The 15616-nt window shown below is 54.5% G+C and carries 14 protein-coding genes, 1 tRNA gene and 1 pseudogene; 6 read left to right on the top strand and 10 right to left on the bottom strand.

Annotated elements, in window-relative coordinates:
• Positions 1-21: 21 nt before the first annotated feature.
• The 5 genes and pseudogenes from CBW22_RS21895 to CBW22_RS21870 form a co-directional block, all read right to left on the bottom strand.
• On the bottom strand, positions 22-906 hold the full coding sequence (locus tag CBW22_RS21895; protein ID WP_088517858.1) for a restriction endonuclease: 885 nt from the start codon (positions 904-906) through the stop codon (positions 22-24).
• Positions 907-977: 71 nt separating this feature from the next.
• Positions 978-1563: pseudogene (locus CBW22_RS21890) on the bottom strand (tyrosine-type recombinase/integrase); the annotation flags it as partial.
• A gap of 958 nt (positions 1564-2521) precedes the next feature.
• Entirely contained in the window at positions 2522-3169 is a 648-nt protein-coding gene (locus tag CBW22_RS21880) for a hypothetical protein (RefSeq protein WP_088517856.1), read from the bottom strand.
• A 259-nt stretch (positions 3170-3428) separates the two neighbouring features.
• Positions 3429-3504, bottom strand: a tRNA-Ile gene (locus CBW22_RS21875).
• A 199-nt stretch (positions 3505-3703) separates the two neighbouring features.
• On the bottom strand, positions 3704-4486 hold the full coding sequence (locus tag CBW22_RS21870; RefSeq protein ID WP_088517855.1) for an SDR family NAD(P)-dependent oxidoreductase: 783 nt from the start codon (positions 4484-4486) through the stop codon (positions 3704-3706).
• A gap of 137 nt (positions 4487-4623) precedes the next feature.
• Here CBW22_RS21870 and CBW22_RS21865 point away from each other — a divergent pair, with 137 nt between their 5' ends.
• The 3 genes from CBW22_RS21865 to CBW22_RS21855 all read left to right on the top strand — a co-directional run bounded on the left by CBW22_RS21865 (position 4624) and on the right by CBW22_RS21855 (position 6573).
• On the top strand, positions 4624-5211 hold the full coding sequence (locus CBW22_RS21865; protein WP_088517854.1) for a TetR/AcrR family transcriptional regulator: 588 nt from the start codon (positions 4624-4626) through the stop codon (positions 5209-5211).
• Positions 5208-5723, top strand: coding sequence for a G/U mismatch-specific DNA glycosylase (gene mug / locus CBW22_RS21860; RefSeq protein ID WP_058771358.1), 516 nt, complete (start codon positions 5208-5210; stop codon positions 5721-5723). The genes CBW22_RS21865 and mug overlap by 4 nt, the downstream gene beginning before the upstream one ends.
• An 88-nt stretch (positions 5724-5811) precedes the next feature.
• Positions 5812-6573: a substrate-binding domain-containing protein gene (locus CBW22_RS21855; RefSeq protein WP_058759768.1), complete on the top strand. Its 762-nt coding sequence runs from the start codon at positions 5812-5814 to the stop codon at positions 6571-6573.
• Between the two features lie 48 nt (positions 6574-6621).
• On the opposite strand, the gene rpoD is transcribed toward CBW22_RS21855, so the two are convergent.
• The 3 genes from rpoD to rpsU form a co-directional block, all read right to left on the bottom strand.
• On the bottom strand, positions 6622-8466 hold the full coding sequence (gene rpoD / locus CBW22_RS21850) for an RNA polymerase sigma factor RpoD (RefSeq protein WP_058759769.1): 1845 nt from the start codon (positions 8464-8466) through the stop codon (positions 6622-6624).
• A 378-nt stretch (positions 8467-8844) separates the two neighbouring features.
• Positions 8845-10590, bottom strand: a complete 1746-nt coding sequence (gene dnaG / locus CBW22_RS21845; protein WP_021509629.1) for a DNA primase — start codon at positions 10588-10590, stop codon at positions 8845-8847.
• A 119-nt stretch (positions 10591-10709) separates the two neighbouring features.
• A complete protein-coding gene (gene rpsU, locus CBW22_RS21840) occupies positions 10710-10925 on the bottom strand; it encodes a 30S ribosomal protein S21 (protein ID WP_001144069.1) in 216 nt (71 codons plus the stop codon).
• 281 nt (positions 10926-11206) lie between these two features.
• Here rpsU and tsaD point away from each other — a divergent pair, with 281 nt between their 5' ends.
• The gene (gene tsaD / locus CBW22_RS21835) at positions 11207-12220 is read left to right on the top strand and encodes a tRNA (adenosine(37)-N6)-threonylcarbamoyltransferase complex transferase subunit TsaD (RefSeq protein WP_031280133.1); all 1014 of its coding nucleotides are present in this window, start codon (positions 11207-11209) and stop codon (positions 12218-12220) included.
• Positions 12221-12250: 30 nt separating this feature from the next.
• On the opposite strand, the gene plsY is transcribed toward tsaD, so the two are convergent.
• Entirely contained in the window at positions 12251-12850 is a 600-nt protein-coding gene (gene plsY, locus CBW22_RS21830) for a glycerol-3-phosphate 1-O-acyltransferase PlsY (RefSeq protein WP_088517852.1), read from the bottom strand.
• Positions 12851-12957: 107 nt separating this feature from the next.
• Between plsY and folB the strand changes: the two genes are divergently transcribed.
• Together folB and bacA are read left to right on the top strand one after the other, a co-directional pair.
• Positions 12958-13317, top strand: a complete 360-nt coding sequence (gene folB / locus CBW22_RS21825) for a bifunctional dihydroneopterin aldolase/7,8-dihydroneopterin epimerase (RefSeq protein ID WP_021509625.1) — start codon at positions 12958-12960, stop codon at positions 13315-13317.
• A 191-nt stretch (positions 13318-13508) separates the two neighbouring features.
• Positions 13509-14327, top strand: coding sequence for an undecaprenyl-diphosphate phosphatase (gene bacA, locus CBW22_RS21820; protein WP_088517851.1), 819 nt, complete (start codon positions 13509-13511; stop codon positions 14325-14327).
• Positions 14328-14345: 18 nt separating this feature from the next.
• Here bacA and CBW22_RS21815 read toward each other — a convergent pair whose 3' ends face one another.
• Positions 14346-15578: a multifunctional CCA addition/repair protein gene (locus CBW22_RS21815; protein ID WP_021509623.1), complete on the bottom strand. Its 1233-nt coding sequence runs from the start codon at positions 15576-15578 to the stop codon at positions 14346-14348.
• Between the last annotated feature and the right edge of the window lie 38 nt (positions 15579-15616).

Below are 15616 nucleotides of genomic sequence, written 5' to 3'. Positions count from 1 at the left end.
ATTATATCCCATGTCATGCTTTTATTCTGACATGTTAATGATTTGGCCGTCATTGAAAATCATCTTCTTGTTCCCAGTGACATAATTATGCACTATACCTAACAATTCATTCGAGTAATCAATTGTGGAGATCATATTTATGGGTTTATTATAGATATACTCCAAAGCGTAAGATGATAATTTTAATTTTAAGCTTCCATCTAAGTTTTCCAGCTGAGCATCTTCAAATTTTTCACTGAAGCTTCCCTTTCCATAGTGAATGTCTTTTACCTTGCACAGGAGTTGAGTTTGTAGTTCATGCAATGATACTCTCTCATTTTTTACTTTGTCATGAATAAATATTTCGTTGTTGAGAGTGCGACCAAACCTCTGCTCTACGTCTTCTAATTTTAAATTAACTTGTGATTCCAACCATTTAGCATCGACATGAGGCGTAAATGAGATAATTCTAGGAACGCTCACAGCCTTTATATTAATATTAATAGTTTTAACTAATGGAGTGCCATCAGAAGATGTCCAGTCCTCGTCTACGCCTTCTCTGACAATCAATAAATCGATTTTATGTTGTTCTGCTTTGGTCTTGGCACCGCTCTGATAGCCAGTTTTGGTAGCGTATATAAGTCTGAGGCCAGGAATATCATTGGCTTTTCCAATAAAAGCATCAATTTTTTCAATGGTTATTGCCGAGGCATAATTTTTACATTCAATCACGCTTTTGTAAATCTGGCCGCCGAGTTGGAATTCCCAATATAAGTCGAATTGACGCTCAATTCCACTTCGGTCTATTAATTTTTTATTAATTTCAACATTGATGTTCTTTATATGCGATATGCCTTCTGCATTTAAAAGACTCTGCTGTATTCTGCCAACAAAAACCTCGTAATCTCTCCAATCATTTTCTTTCATCACTATCACCTTATGTTAATTTAGCACGATTGAGATTTTTTTGAATTTTGTAATGCATACAACACGCTGTTTTAGGAGTTCATTATTTCAAGGGGATTTAACAAGATAGCTTCTGCCAGATGGTTCGGTGCAAAGTGCGCATACCGCATCGTCACCTTGATATCCGTATGCCCGAGTATTCTCTGGAGAACTAGAATATTGCCACTGTTCATCATGAAATGTGAAGCAAGTGTGTGGCGCAAAACATGCGTTAGCTGTCCAACTGGTGTTTCGATACCGGCGCGTTGCATGGCCTTTCTGAAGGCTGAATAGCACGGTTTAAAAAGCACCTGCGCTTTCCTATTGGATGGCAGATCAGCCTATAATTTTTCAGTTATCGGCACCGCGCGGTTTTTCTTGCCTTTAATTTTCACGTAGATGATCTGACCGGCGCGGATTTAATTTCCCTTCAACCCTTCGGCCTCACTCCATCGTGCACCTGTTGCCAAGCAGATTTTCACAATGGTCTTTAGATCGGCTGTTCTCACATTCTGTGAGTAGGGTTCTGATTTCTTCAATGGTGAGATATGCCATCTCCGATTCACTGATTTTAAACTCTCTCACGTTCTCTAACGGGTTTGATGCGGGTCACTCAATTAATCCGCGTAGCTCATTAAACTCTGGTGCGAGTGGATTTCCCATCACCTTGCATGTGGTCGGATGCTTCTCATCATTAACTGGCATGATGTCGGCAGGAGTCTACTTCACCGGTAGTGTGGATTGGGTACGCACACATTAACGTAGCCCAACTGATGCTCGATACCGTGGCGCTTGTTGAGCAGCTTGCCAATCAACTGGCCAGCCATACGCACCCGGACACCGGACAGCCGACCAATAGCGCCGCCATTGCCTAGAGCGGGCAGCAGGCCGCCGCGTTTAATACCAAATATTCCCCTGTCATCGGCCCGTAAGCCGCCATCCCGAACCCGCTAGCGAAGCGGGTTTTTTATTGCCCTTCACCAGACCGTACAGAACGCACACAGCGCCTCAGCCCCGGCATAATAAATGCTTCGCAGACAAAATCGGCGCTACACCGCACCCGCCTGCAGGTTTTGCATCAGGAAAATTTTTCAGTTTTATTTTTCTACAAACCGCCACGCCGGGCTGTGCTGCTGCTGGCTTTGTGCCGGAGTAAGCCAACTGAAATCAGTGAAAAGAATTTCAGCTTTTTTAGTTTTGAGGATCTAAAAAGGATCTAAGAGAAAATTCAATTGCCTGAAAAATAATGGAAAACTAGATTTTACGTGAGGGCAGAGGATCGCGCGCTGTGTGTTCGGGGATTTGCCATAAGCGCAGCCAGGCCAGTACTGGCAAGGCTTAACGAGCGCAGGGGGATTACGAAACTGAAAATAATACAACCGGTCGGGTCTACTGGTCTGGTCGTTCTGGCAGCATTTTCCCTATGAAATAGACAACCGCAATGGTCAGGCCGATTGCGATTAGCCGCTCATGCCATGTGTCATAATGGAAAAACCAGTAACTGCAAAGCAGGACTAAGAAGCCCCCTATAACAGCACCAGATGCTTCGATGAGGGTAAACAGAATACGCTTACCGATACTTAATTTGTGAGGTTTATCATTTCGCATTGATTTCATTCTCAACCATGGAAAGAAGTCTTTCAAAGGCTACCTGCCCTTGCGTATTCCTTATCTTCAAAGCATCAACGAATGGATTTAAAGCAGGCTCAACAAGAAAGTAAAGCAAATCTAAATCCCGGGTACGCAGGCGATTATAAATCTCGGGATTATATTGCTGAAGGCGTTCTGAAGTATAAATACATCTCTCAACCATGCCACCAATCAATAATGTGTTACCAATAAGGCCGCCGCGTAAGGTTATGAGGAATGAGCTTCGTTGTGCAATGATTGTCGCAAGCTTACCTGCTATCAGGGAATTAGTGATTGTGCGGCCAGCTACCGACGCCATTGTTTTACCGTAAATGGCATTCTGCTTATCTTCAGGAACAGTTTTGTTAAAGATGTCCAGAACCGTCTCTATCGTCTTGATGAAATTATGATTCTCAAGAAGGCCATACTTAATGGCTGTCAGCATCCTGATTTTTTCGGTCTCGCGCTGATAACGGTTATCGGTATCAATAAACCCAAACGCCAGGTAACCAATATCTTTAGGAACAGATAGCACGCCATCAATGAAGCCTAAAGCCGACTCGGGGGATAGAATAATTTTGGCTATACGCCTTGCAATTTCCTGATAGCTACGCAATTAAAAATCCTTTTATAATTGATGGAAATTTTGCAGTTAATTCGATGGAAGATACTAAATCAATGTTTAGTAACCCAGACAGATGTTATCAATCCAGATAGCCCACCACAATGCTGCAGCACACAGCGCGGTAGCTTAGCAAGACGCTGGCTTTGCACGTGGTAAAAAATGCACCGCCACTTTACCGCCACTCAAAAAACCAGATACAAAAAAACCGCTTCGATGAGCGGCTTAACTATATGTTTTTTATGATTAAATTTGGTGGCCCCTGCTGGGTTTGAACCAGCGACCAAGCGATTATGAGTCGCCTGCTCTAACCACTGAGCTAAGGGGCCAGCGGAGCGGGGATTATAAAGTATCTCGGTGGGGCGATCCAGCGTTGCTCAATCGGTTGGTGAAAATTCCCGCAATCACTGAGTCCTTGATCTCACAGCAAAAAATTCCCGATCCCCGGCAGAAGCGCGCAATAAGCGCCCAGCGTTGTCGCATTTTTGAGACAAGGCTTGCTGCTTCCTTGTCTCAGGATGCGCAGGTTCAGCGATAACGTGAGGCAGGCTTATTCAGCGAGATAAATGGCAGGATGGCGCCGCGCGCCTGCTCGAAGCTTTGCCACAGGCCCATATCTTCCACCGAAGGAATGGTGATCGCTTCACCGTCATCCAGACCGCGTAGCGCGGCGGCGACTAAGTCGTCGACCTCCATCACCATCTCTGCCGGCAGGTCATCCACCGAGCGCCCGGTGCGCTGAAAGATCTCGGTGCGCGTCAGGCCCGGCAGCAACGCCTGCACGCGTACGTTGTGGCCCGCCAGCTCGCGCTGCATGTTACGCGTCAGCGAGAGCACAAAGGCTTTCGTCGCATTGTAGGCCCCGTTCGCCTGCTCGTTGACCAGCGCCAGTACCGACGCCACGTTCACGATAGTGCCCGCGTTGCGGCTGCGGAAAACCTGTGCGGCCGTGTGAGAGAGCTGCGTCAGCGCCACCACGTTCAATGCCAGCATGGTTTGCGTCTGGTCGATGCTGGCATCGATAAACTCGCCTTCCACCGTCATGCCCGCATTGTTGATCAGCGTGGTAATACGCGTATTGTCCCGTAGCTCGCTATCAATACGCGCCAGATCCTCATGGCGCGTCAGATCCGCAGCCAGCACGCTGACTTCAACGCCGTGCGCTTCGTGCAGCGACTGCGCCAGTGCGCTCAGACGTGCAGCATCGCGCGCCACCAGAATCAGGTCGTTGCCGCGTGCAGCCAGCTGTTTAGCGTAAGTTGCGCCGATACCGCTGGAAGCGCCGGTGATTAAAGCCAGTTGATGTGACATGGGAAAAGCCCTCTGTATGATGGTCGTCATATTGGTGTGCTGATAATATGACGACCATCATATCTGTCGTCAAGCTGGAATATGACGATCGTAATAATTACACTGATTGCCATTAACGATGAGCAGGGTAACAACCGATGGAAAAGCTAAGCCATAAGGCGCGCACGCGGCAGCGCATTCTGGAAGAAGCGGCGGTGGTGATGCGCGAATGCGGCACCGAAGGCATTGGCGTGGCAGCGCTGATGAAGCGCGTCGGCCTAACGCACGGTGGGTTTTATGCACACTTTGCCTCGCGTGAAGCGCTGGTCGAAGCGGTGATTAGCGAGATGTTTGCCGACTCGGCGCAGCGTTTTGCCGCCGTGCTGGCGATTGAGGATCCGGCTGAACGGCTGAACCGGTGGATCGACCGCTATCTGTCGGACCAGCACTGTGGCGCGCCGGGCGAGGGCTGTCCGATACCGGCGCTGGTCAGCGAAGTGGCGCATTTACCGCCGGATGCGCGGGCGCTGTTTTCGGCGAAGCGCGAAGCGGTGCGGCGCCAGCTGGTGCAGGCGCTGCAGCAGCTGGGACATGCGCAGGCGGAAAGTATCGCCAGCAGCATGCAGGCCGAAATGGTTGGTGCGCTGGCGCTGGCGCGCGCCTGTACTGACGAGGCGGAAGCGCGCCAGATGCTGGAGGTGACGCGTCAGGCAGTCAAACTGCGCGCCGGGCTGGTGACAGCATGAGCGATCACGACATCCGCGACATCATCGCGCCCGATTTACAGGTGCTGTTTTGCGGCATCAATCCGGGCAAATCCTCGGCGCATACCGGTTTTCACTTTGCGCATCCCGGCAACCGCTTCTGGAAGGTCATCCATCAGGCCGGATTTACCCGCGAACAGCTGCTGCCGGAGCAGGAACAGCGGCTGCTGGAGACCGGCTGCGGCATCACCATGCTGGTTGAGCGCCCCACCATTCAGGCCAGCGAGCTGGCGGGCGCGGAGCTGCGCGACGGCGGCGCGCGTCTGCAGGAAAAGGTGCTGCGCTTTCAGCCGCGCGCGCTGGCGGTGCTGGGTAAGGATGCGTTTCAGAAGGCGTTTCGTCAGCGCAACGTGGCGTGGGGCGAGCAGCCGCAGTTGCTGGGCGAAACCCGTTTATGGGTGCTGCCCAATCCCAGCGGGTTAAACCGCGCTTCGCTGGAGGAGATGGTCGCCGCTTATCGCCAGCTTCATGATTGGTTACAGAATAAGGCGTGAGCTGGCTCTGTTTCATCTGGTAATAACGTTGTTCATCGTTTTGTTTCTGGCTACACCGGATGCTCCACGCAAAAAAAGGAGCAGGGAGATGAAGCAACGCACCATGGTTCTGGCGGCACTGCTGCTGGCGGCGCAACCGGGCGTCCAGGCCGCAACGCTGAAGGTATTCAGTTCCGGCGGTATGTACCCGGTGATTGAAAGCCTGAAGCAGGATTATCAGCAGCAGAGCGGTGACAGCATTGAGCTGGAAGCGGCGCCGTCGATGGGTGACACGCCGCAGGCGATTCCTAATCGCCTTAAACGCCATGAAAGCGCCGATGTGCTGGTGATGGTGGATTACGCCATCAAGCCGCTGGAGCAGGCGAAATGGGTGGATAGCGCCAGCCATCAGGTACTGGCGCACTCGTACATCGCCATGGCGGTGAAACAGGGCACTACGCCGCCGGATATCAGTACCGTCGCGAAGTTCAAACAGGTACTGACCTCCGCTTCAAGTATCGCCGTGTCTGACAGCGCCAGCGGCAAATATATTCAGAGCAAGATGCTGGATAAGCTGCAGCTGGGCCCGAAAACGGCGGCGAAGATCACCGTGATTCCGGCCACGCCGGTGGGTGAGGCGGTCGCGCAGGGCAAAGCCGAGCTGGGCTTCCAGCAGAACAGCGAGCTGAAGGCGGTGAAAGGTATTACTATCGTGGGATTGATTCCGCCGGCGGCACAGCAGGATACGCTGTACGGTGCGGTGATCACGCGCAGCAGCCAGCAGCAGCAGGCCGCGGCGAAGTTCGTAAAATACCTGCAGAGCGATAAGGCGCGCAGCGTGATGCAGGAGAAAGGGCTGACGCCATACTGAAGACAATAAAAAACCCCGGCAAGCCGGGGTTTTTACTGACCAGGACGATTAATCGTCGAGGAAGCTACGCAGCACTTCCGAGCGGCTCGGATGGCGCAGTTTACGCAGCGCTTTGGCTTCAATCTGACGGATACGCTCACGCGTTACGTCAAACTGTTTGCCCACCTCTTCCAGCGTGTGGTCGGTATTCATATCGATACCGAAACGCATACGCAGGACTTTGGCTTCACGCGCGGTCAGGCCAGCCAGCACGTCGTGGGTGGCAGAACGCAGGCTTTCCGAGGTCGCGGAATCCAGCGGCAGCTCCAGCGTGGTGTCTTCGATAAAGTCGCCCAGATGCGAATCTTCATCATCACCAATCGGCGTCTCCATGGAGATCGGCTCTTTAGCGATTTTCAGCACCTTACGGATTTTATCTTCCGGCATCAGCATGCGCTCAGCCAGCTCTTCCGGCGTTGGCTCGCGGCCCATCTCCTGCAGCATCTGGCGCGAAATACGGTTGAGTTTGTTAATGGTCTCAATCATATGCACCGGAATACGGATGGTACGCGCCTGGTCGGCGATGGAACGGGTAATAGCCTGACGGATCCACCAGGTGGCGTAAGTTGAGAACTTATAGCCACGGCGATATTCAAACTTATCCACCGCTTTCATCAGACCGATGTTGCCTTCCTGAATCAGATCGAGGAACTGCAGGCCACGGTTGGTGTACTTCTTGGCGATGGAGATTACCAGACGCAGGTTAGCCTCAACCATCTCTTTCTTCGCACGACGCGCTTTGGCTTCGCCGATCGACATACGACGGTTGATGTCTTTCACCTGCTCAATGGTCAGGCCGGTCTCTTCTTCAATCTGCAGCAGTTTCTGCAGCGAACGCATGACGTCTTCTTCCACTTCCTGCAGTTTTTCTGACCACGGTTTGTTCATGGCCAGTGCCGCTTTGAACCAGCTCTCACTGGTTTCATTACCGGTAAACAGGGTGATGAAGTTTTTCTTCGGCATTTTGCACAGTTCAACACACAGCTTCATGATCAGGCGCTCTTGGGTGCGCACGCGCTCCATCATTTCACGCATGTTGTTCACCAGGTAATCGAACTGCTTCGGTACCAGGCGGAACTGTTTGAACACCTCAGAGAGATTGTTGATCTCGGCCACGGCGTCCGCATGGCTGCGGCCTTTGGCTTTGATCACGTTGCGCGTGGTTTCGTACTGCGTACGCAGGTCGTTAAACTTCTCGCGCGCCAGTTCCGGATCGATAGAGTTATCGTCGTCGGAGCTGTCGTCGTCGCTCTCTTCGTCTTCCTCTTCGTCGTCGTCGCGGTCTTCTTCTGACAGCTCAGAACCGACGTGGGTCGCGGTTGGCGCCAGATCTTCCTCGGCGTTCGGATCGACGAAACCGGTGATCAGGTCAGACAGGCGTGACTCGCCCGCTTCAACGCGATCGTACTGATCGAGCAGGTAGGTGATTGCTTCCGGGTATTCGGCGACAGAGCATTGCACCTGGTTGATACCGTCTTCGATACGCTTGGCGATGTCGATTTCGCCTTCGCGCGTCAGCAGCTCAACGGTACCCATTTCACGCATGTACATGCGCACCGGGTCGGTGGTACGGCCAATTTCAGATTCAACGCTGGATAATACCTGAGCGGCAGCTTCCGCGGCATCTTCGTCAGTATCGGTGCTGTTTTCATTCAGCATCAGATCATCGGCATCCGGGGCTTCTTCCACCACCTGAATACCCATATCGTTGATCATTTGGATGATGTCTTCGATCTGATCGGAGTCGACGATATCTTCCGGCAGATGGTCATTGACCTCAGCATAGGTCAGATAGCCCTGCTCCTTACCACGGGTGACAAGCAGCTTAAGCTGTGACTGCGGGTTTTGCTCCATAAGACGGTATCCACACTTCTGTTAATTAGATTGGTGTCGGTCGGCAGCGAGCCAACTATAACAGTGAAGGCGTTGTATTTTTGCCGCTGCCTTCAACGCGGCCAGGGCTTTGGCCCATCGTAAATCGGCACTTAAGCCGCTTAATATTCTGTCCGGCGCTAACTCACTTGCCATTTTCAATGCTGGCAGTGCTTCCAATCCTCACGTACGCCAGTACGCTCCGGTTGCTGCGCGCTGGCAGCCTTGAAACTGACAGCGACGTTAACGCCTCTGGTATGTATGCATTGCTTCCGGCTTCGCTTACAGCGTCCATAAACCAGAAACATCAGGCAAGAACGGCGGCGCTATCAGCCTTCATCGTTCTGACCCGGTAAAATCTTATTTTTTGGCTAATGCCTGGCTTAATGCCCAGAATTCACGGCGTTCGGCGGCGCTCAGGCCTTCCGTCCGGTCGCGCGCAATCAGTGCTTCGAGGCGCTGCTCCAGCGCAGCATCATAGATGCTTGCCAGCGAGTCCTGGAACACTTCTTCCGCTTCGTCATCTACGATCATGTGGTTCCAGGTGGCCAGTGTTTCAAGGGGCTGGCTAAATTCTGTCCCGCGATATAACTCTAGTAGCTGTCCGGTGGTCAGGCCAGGATTCTCAGTACAACGGCGGACTAACTCCACAAACAGTGGCAATCCCGCTAATTTAGACTGCTCCAGCCCGTCCAGCGCAGGCACGATGGCGGCAAATTGCGGATTCTGCACCAGCAACGCAATCAGCACGCGCATGGTGGTGCGTTTCATCGGCGGCGCCACCGGCGCGGTACCGCTTTCCGCCTGCTTCGGCATCAGCTTGTCTAACTGGTTATCGTCCAGAATGCCGAGTTTATTACCCAGCGTCTGACGCATATAAATCCGCAGCGTTTCGCCCGGAATCTGGCTAATCAGCGGCAGCGCCAGCGTCGCCAGCTTGGTACGGCCGTCGCGCGTACTCAGATCCACCTGCGGCATCAGGCTGTCGAACAGAAACGTGGAGAGCGGCATAGCCTGCTCCATCCGCGCTTCGAACGCCGCTTTGCCCTCTTTACGCACCAGGGTATCCGGGTCTTCGCCGTCGGGCAAAAACATAAAGCGTAGCTGACGACCGTCATTCATGTAAGGCAATGCGGTTTCCAGCGCACGCCATGCAGCTTCACGACCGGCGCGGTCGCCGTCGTAGCAGCAGATCACGTTATCGGTCGAGCGGAACAAAAGCTGGATATGTTCCGCTGTGGTCGAGGTGCCCAGCGAGGCGACAGCATAATCAATGCCGAACTGCGCCAGCGCAACCACGTCCATATAGCCTTCCACCACCAGCAGACGCGCCGGTTGCGGATGATTTTTTTGCGCTTCATACAGGCCGTACAGCTGGCGGCCTTTATGGAAAATCGGCGTTTCCGGTGAGTTCAGGTACTTGGGCGTATCGTTGCCCAGCACGCGGCCACCAAAACCAATCACGCGTCCGCGCTTGTCGCGAATCGGAAACATCACGCGATCGCGGAAACGATCGTAGGTGCGACCGCTGTCATTGCTGACCAGCATGCCCGCTTCCATCAGCGATTCACGATCTTCTTTCTGCTGACCGAAACGCTTCAGCACGTTGTCCCAGCCGGCTGGCGCATAGCCAATAGCAAAGTGATCGATCACCTGCTGGCTCAGCCCGCGTGTGGCAAGATACTGTTGTGCTGATTTTGCCTGCGGATTGCGCAGGCTCTGCTGATAAAAGCTGTCTAAACCTTCCAGCAGCTGATACAGGCTCTGGCGCTGATGACGCTCCATCGGGCTCGGACCGTTGCCCGCTTCGTACGGCACTTCTAAGCCGTGCTGCGTGGCAAGTTCCTCTACGCTCTCGACGAAATCCAGACGATCGTGATTCATCAGGAAGTCGATGGCGTTGCCTTTGGCACCACAGCCAAAGCAGTAGTAGAACTGCTTCTCACCGCTTACGGTGAAAGAGGGGGTTTTTTCGTTATGGAAAGGACAGCACGCGTGATAGTTCTTACCCTGCTTTTTCAGCTTAACGCGGGCATCGATAAGATCCACGATGTCCGTGCGGGCAAGTAAATCATTGATAAATACGCGTGGAATTCGTCCAGCCATAAGCCCCGGTTTTTCAGCTCATAAACGGCAACAAGCCGCGCTTCCTTTCGGAAAGCACGGCCTCTTACTTGACTCTGTCTGCGTTTAACACGCGGCGGAAGCGAACTTCCGAAAAGAAATTAGTACAGACGAGTGCGGCGTGCGTTTTCGCGAGCCAGTTTCTTGGCGTGACGCTTAACAGCAGACGCTTTAGCGCGCTTACGTTCAGTCGTTGGTTTTTCATAGAACTCACGACGACGAACTTCAGCCAGAACGCCTGCTTTCTCGCAGGAACGCTTGAAGCGACGCAGTGCTACGTCGAATGGCTCGTTTTCACGTACTTTAATTACCGGCATGTAACTCTCACCTCGATAAAATTCGGTTTTTGCTGCTGACTGCGGCGCCAGCACTTTTCAAAATGGTGCAGCATTTTACTCCAGGCGCGGCTGGCTTGTAAAGCACCATGGACAATTTAGAACCAACAGGAGCGTTTGCCTGTGCGGCTGCCGGTTTTTTCAGGCCGTGGAGTATAGCGCACTCTTTGCGCGACAGAAAAACACTTTTTCGCGTGCGGAAGGGCGCAGGCGTCAGCCGGCCTGTGCTACACTGCGCGCCGCAAGAAGAGGGTGATAAAGCTATGCGAGTTCTGGGTATTGAAACGTCCTGCGATGAAACCGGCATCGCGATTTATGACGATGCGTCCGGTCTGCTGGCGAATCAATTATATAGCCAGGTGAAATTACATGCCGATTACGGTGGCGTGGTGCCGGAACTGGCCTCGCGCGATCACGTGCGGAAAACCGTGCCGCTGATCCAGGCCGCGCTGAAACAGGCGGGCTTACAGGCCGGAGAGATTGACGCCGTGGCGTACACCGCCGGTCCCGGCCTGGTCGGTGCGCTGCTGGTTGGCGCCACAATTGGTCGCGCGCTGGCGTTCGCCTGGAACGTGCCGGCGGTGCCGGTGCATCACATGGAAGGCCATCTGCTGGCGCCGATGCTGGAAGACAACCCACCGGCATTCCCGTTCGTGGCACTGCTGGTCTCCGGCGGCCACACGCAGCTGATCAGCGTCACCGGCATTGGTGAATATACGCTGCTGGGTGAATCGATTGACGATGCCGCCGGGGAAGCGTTCGATAAAACCGCCAAGCTGCTGGGGCTGGATTATCCGGGCGGCCCGATGCTGTCGCGCATGGCGCAGCAGGGCACGCCGGATCGCTTTAAGTTCCCGCGTCCGATGACCGATCGTCCGGGACTGGACTTCAGCTTCTCCGGCCTGAAAACCTTCGCGGCGAATACCATTCGCGAACACGACGGTGATGAACAGGCGCGTGCCGATATCGCCCGCGCCTTTGAAGATGCGGTAGTGGATACGCTGATGATCAAATGCAAGCGTGCGCTGGAGCAGACCGGCTTCAAACGCCTGGTGATTGCCGGCGGCGTGAGCGCCAACCGCACGCTGCGTGAACGCATGGCAACCATGATGAGCGCGCGCGGCGGCGAGGTGTTTTATGCCCGTCCGGAGTTCTGCACCGACAACGGCGCGATGATTGCCTATGCCGGCATGGTGCGGCTGAAAGGCGGCACGCGCGGTGAGCTGGGTGTCAGCGTGCGGCCACGCTGGCCGCTGGCGGAATTACCGGCCATCTGATAATAAAAAACCGGCTGCGCGCCGGTTTTTTTATTTCTTCTTTTTACGTTTCCACACGCGGTTTTCCTGACCGCGCCACAGGCGCTGAATATTGTCGTGATGGCGCAGCAAAATCAGGCATGACAGCATCGACACCGGAAAGGTGAACTGCGGCTTAAACCACCAGACGTAAAAAGGGGCAATTAACGCGCTGACGATCGCGCCCAGCGATGAGTAGCCGCTGAGCAGCACCGTCAGTAGCCAGGTGCCGGTCATCAGGCCGGTCAGGTCCCAGCCAATCGGCGCGATGGCCCCAAACGCGGTGGCCACACCTTTGCCGCCGCGAAAGCGGAAAAACACCGGATAGATATGGCCGAGACAGGCGGCGATGGCCGTGAGGCCAAGATACATCGGCATGACGTGCAGCCACCAGGCGATCCACACCGGCACCATTCCCTTCGCCACGTCGAAAATCAGTACCGCGGCAGCGGCGGCTTTACCGCCAATACGTAACACGTTGGTGGCGCCTGGATTGCCAGAGCCTGCGCTGCGGGGATCGGGTAAACCAGCGAGTTTACAAACCAGGATCGCACTGGAAATCGAGCCGCAAAGATACGCGAAAATAATCATACCAAGCGCGATAGCACTCATAGCTTCGTACCGTTCCTTTTGGGTCGTTTTGTTCTCGATAAGCGTGGATAATACGCATAATCCGCCGGAAGTGGTATCCGGCTAAGCCAAAAACAGAGAGTGACATCATGGATATCGTATTTATAGAACAACTCACCGTGTTCACCACCATTGGCGTTTACGACTGGGAACAGGGCATGCAGCAGAAGCTGGTGCTCGATGTCGAAATGGCGTGGGACAACCGGCAGGCGGCGGTGAGCGACGATGTGAACCACTGTCTGAGCTACGCCGATGTCACCGAAGCGATCCTCAGTCATCTGCAGGGGCAGCGTTTTGCGCTGGTCGAACGGGTGGCAGAAGAAATCGCCGATCTGTTGATGAATCGTTTCAAAACGCCCGGAGTACGCGTGAAGGTAGGTAAACCGGGGGCTGTCGCCCAGGCGGCGAGCGTGGGCGTGAGAATTGAGCGCGGGACTATTCCTAAATAAATCCTGCGTGATTGCCATCACAATGAAACCAAACCAAATTATGGTGTGTCTCAGTGGAGGCCGCTGCGCTGATGAAGGGGAAGTGACCGAAATCCTTAAGGTTTCCTTCAGCAAGGTGCAGGCATAATTTCAGGCGGTAGCGGTGCGCGACCGCCTTTTTACTGTTTAAAACGGATAGAGGGTAAAATTTGATGGCAGACATTCATCAGCTATGGGTAGCTGCAATCCTGGGGGTTGTGGAAGGCCTTACGGAGTTCCTGCCGGTCTCATCCACAGGCCACATGATTATTGTTGGCCATTTGCTGGGGTTCGAGGGTGAGAAGGCGGAAACCTTTGAAGTGGTGATCCAGCTGGGCTCAATCCTCGCCGTAGTCGTGATGTTCTGGCGCCGGCTGTTTGGCCTGATCGGCATTCACTTCGGCCAGGAGCGCCACGAAGGCGTCGGCAGCGGAAAACTGACGCTGATTCACATCCTGCTGGGTATGGTGCCGGCGGTAGTGATTGGCCTGGTACTGCATGACCAGATTAAAACCCTGTTTAACCCGATCAACGTGATGTACGCGCTGGTGGTGGGCGGTGTGCTGCTGCTGGCGGCGGAATATCTCAAGCCAAAGCAGCCGAAAGCGGTGGGCATTGATGACATCACCTATCGCCAGGCGTTTATGATTGGCTGCTTCCAGTGTCTGGCGCTGTGGCCGGGCTTCTCGCGTTCCGGTGCCACCATCTCCGGCGGTATGCTGATGGGCGTCAGCCGCTATGCGGCGTCCGAGTTTTCCTTCATCCTCGCGGTACCGATGATGATCGGTGCTACCGGACTCGATCTCTACAAGAGCATGGGCTTCCTGACGATGCAGGATTTCCCGATGTTTGCCGTGGGCTTCGTGACCGCCTTTATTGTCGCGCTGCTGGCAATCAAAGTGTTCCTTGAGCTGATCAAACGTATCTCGTTTGTGTCGTTTGCCATCTACCGCTTTATCGTCGCGGCAGCGGTTTACGTCATCTTTATGTAATACGCGAGGCGCGGCCGGTTACGCTGGCCGCGCGTCGATTAACCCTTCCTGCAACGCCAGCACGCGCCGACGCGTCAGCTCTTCCCGCACCGCCGCGCCTGTGAAACCGGCCTCGACCACCGCTTTGGTAGGCACCGCCTGCGCCAGCGCAAACGCGCGCCGCAGATAATCGCCCTGCGGATAAGCCATGCTCTCCAGCGTCGTACGCCCGCGTGCATCGGCTTCGCTGGTCAGTGCCATCTTTTCCACGCGATCGGGCTTGCGCCAGGCGTCGATGCGGTCAAACAGCGCCACCAGCGCGTCAGCCGGCTGGCGTTCAATGGTGTGCACCACATCGTGAAACTCCGTCACCACCAGGGCCAGATCGCGCACCTGGTTCGGCACGCGCAGCCGCTGGCACAGCGCTTCAACAATCGGTACACCGGCCGGGCCGTGACCATGATGGCTCGGCCACTTCTCTGGCGGCGTCAGCGCTTTACCCACATCGTGAAACAGCGTGGCGAAGCGCACGTCAAGCTGGTCGGAGAGCGCTGCGGCCATGGTCAGCGTCATCAGCGCGTGGACGCCGGTATCGATCTCCGGATGCCACTTAACGGGGGCCGGAATGCCGTACAGGTTGTCGATTTCCGGGAACAGCACCTGCAATGCATCGCAGTCGCGCAGCAGCTGGAAATAGACCTGAGGATTGCGCGTCAGCAGCGCTTTTTCCGTCTCTTTCCACACCCGCTCTGCGGTGAGGTGCGCCAGTTCACCGCTGTGCGCCATCTCGCGCATTAGCGCCTGGGTTTCGGGTGCCACGCGGAAATTGAGGTGGGCGAAACGGGCAGCAAAACGCGCCACGCGCAGCACGCGCAGCGGATCTTCATTAAAAGCTGCCGACACGTGACGCAGGGTGCGCTGCTGCAAATCCTGCTGGCCGTGATAAGGGTCGATCAGCGTGCCGTCAGCGGCCTGCGCGATGGCATTGATGGTCAGATCGCGACGCTGTAAATCCTGCTCCAGCGTCACGTCCGGCGCGAACTGGGTCACGAAGCCGGTATAACCGTTGCCGCTTTTGCGCTCGGTGCGCGCCAGCGCATACTCTTCGCGGCTTTCAGGATGTAAAAAAACCGGAAAATCCCGGCCCACCTGCTGATAGCCCTGCGCCAGCATGCTGTCGGGCGTTGCGCCCACCACCACCCAATCTCTATCTTTTACCGGCAAACGCAGTAAGGCATCACGCACTGCGCCACCGACCAGAAACGTCTTCACTCAACCACTCCAGAGGCAATCCACTTTTGCGTGCCGCG

Source organism: Pantoea sp. VS1, assembly GCF_002207995.1.
Taxonomy (GTDB): Bacteria; Pseudomonadota; Gammaproteobacteria; order Enterobacterales; family Enterobacteriaceae; genus Pantoea; species Pantoea dispersa.
The sequence above is the reverse complement of the archived record's forward strand: the minus strand, read 5'-3'. Positions and strand labels throughout refer to the sequence as shown.

Bases quoted from the DNA above. Each gene is read 5' to 3' on its own strand.
- CBW22_RS21895 (WP_088517858.1), bottom strand. From the start codon at position 906: ATGAAAGAAAATGATTGGAGAGATTACGAGGTTTTTGTTGGCAGAATA.
- CBW22_RS21870 (WP_088517855.1), bottom strand. From the start codon at position 4,486: ATGTCACATCAACTGGCTTTAATCACCGGCGCTTCCAGCGGTATCGGC.
- CBW22_RS21865 (WP_088517854.1), top strand. From the start codon at position 4,624: ATGGAAAAGCTAAGCCATAAGGCGCGCACGCGGCAGCGCATTCTGGAA.
- mug (WP_058771358.1), top strand. From the start codon at position 5,208: ATGAGCGATCACGACATCCGCGACATCATCGCGCCCGATTTACAGGTG.
- CBW22_RS21855 (WP_058759768.1), top strand. From the start codon at position 5,812: ATGAAGCAACGCACCATGGTTCTGGCGGCACTGCTGCTGGCGGCGCAA.
- rpoD (WP_058759769.1), bottom strand. From the start codon at position 8,466: ATGGAGCAAAACCCGCAGTCACAGCTTAAGCTGCTTGTCACCCGTGGT.
- dnaG (WP_021509629.1), bottom strand. From the start codon at position 10,590: ATGGCTGGACGAATTCCACGCGTATTTATCAATGATTTACTTGCCCGC.
- rpsU (WP_001144069.1), bottom strand. From the start codon at position 10,925: ATGCCGGTAATTAAAGTACGTGAAAACGAGCCATTCGACGTAGCACTG.
- tsaD (WP_031280133.1), top strand. From the start codon at position 11,207: ATGCGAGTTCTGGGTATTGAAACGTCCTGCGATGAAACCGGCATCGCG.
- plsY (WP_088517852.1), bottom strand. From the start codon at position 12,850: ATGAGTGCTATCGCGCTTGGTATGATTATTTTCGCGTATCTTTGCGGC.
- folB (WP_021509625.1), top strand. From the start codon at position 12,958: ATGGATATCGTATTTATAGAACAACTCACCGTGTTCACCACCATTGGC.
- bacA (WP_088517851.1), top strand. From the start codon at position 13,509: ATGGCAGACATTCATCAGCTATGGGTAGCTGCAATCCTGGGGGTTGTG.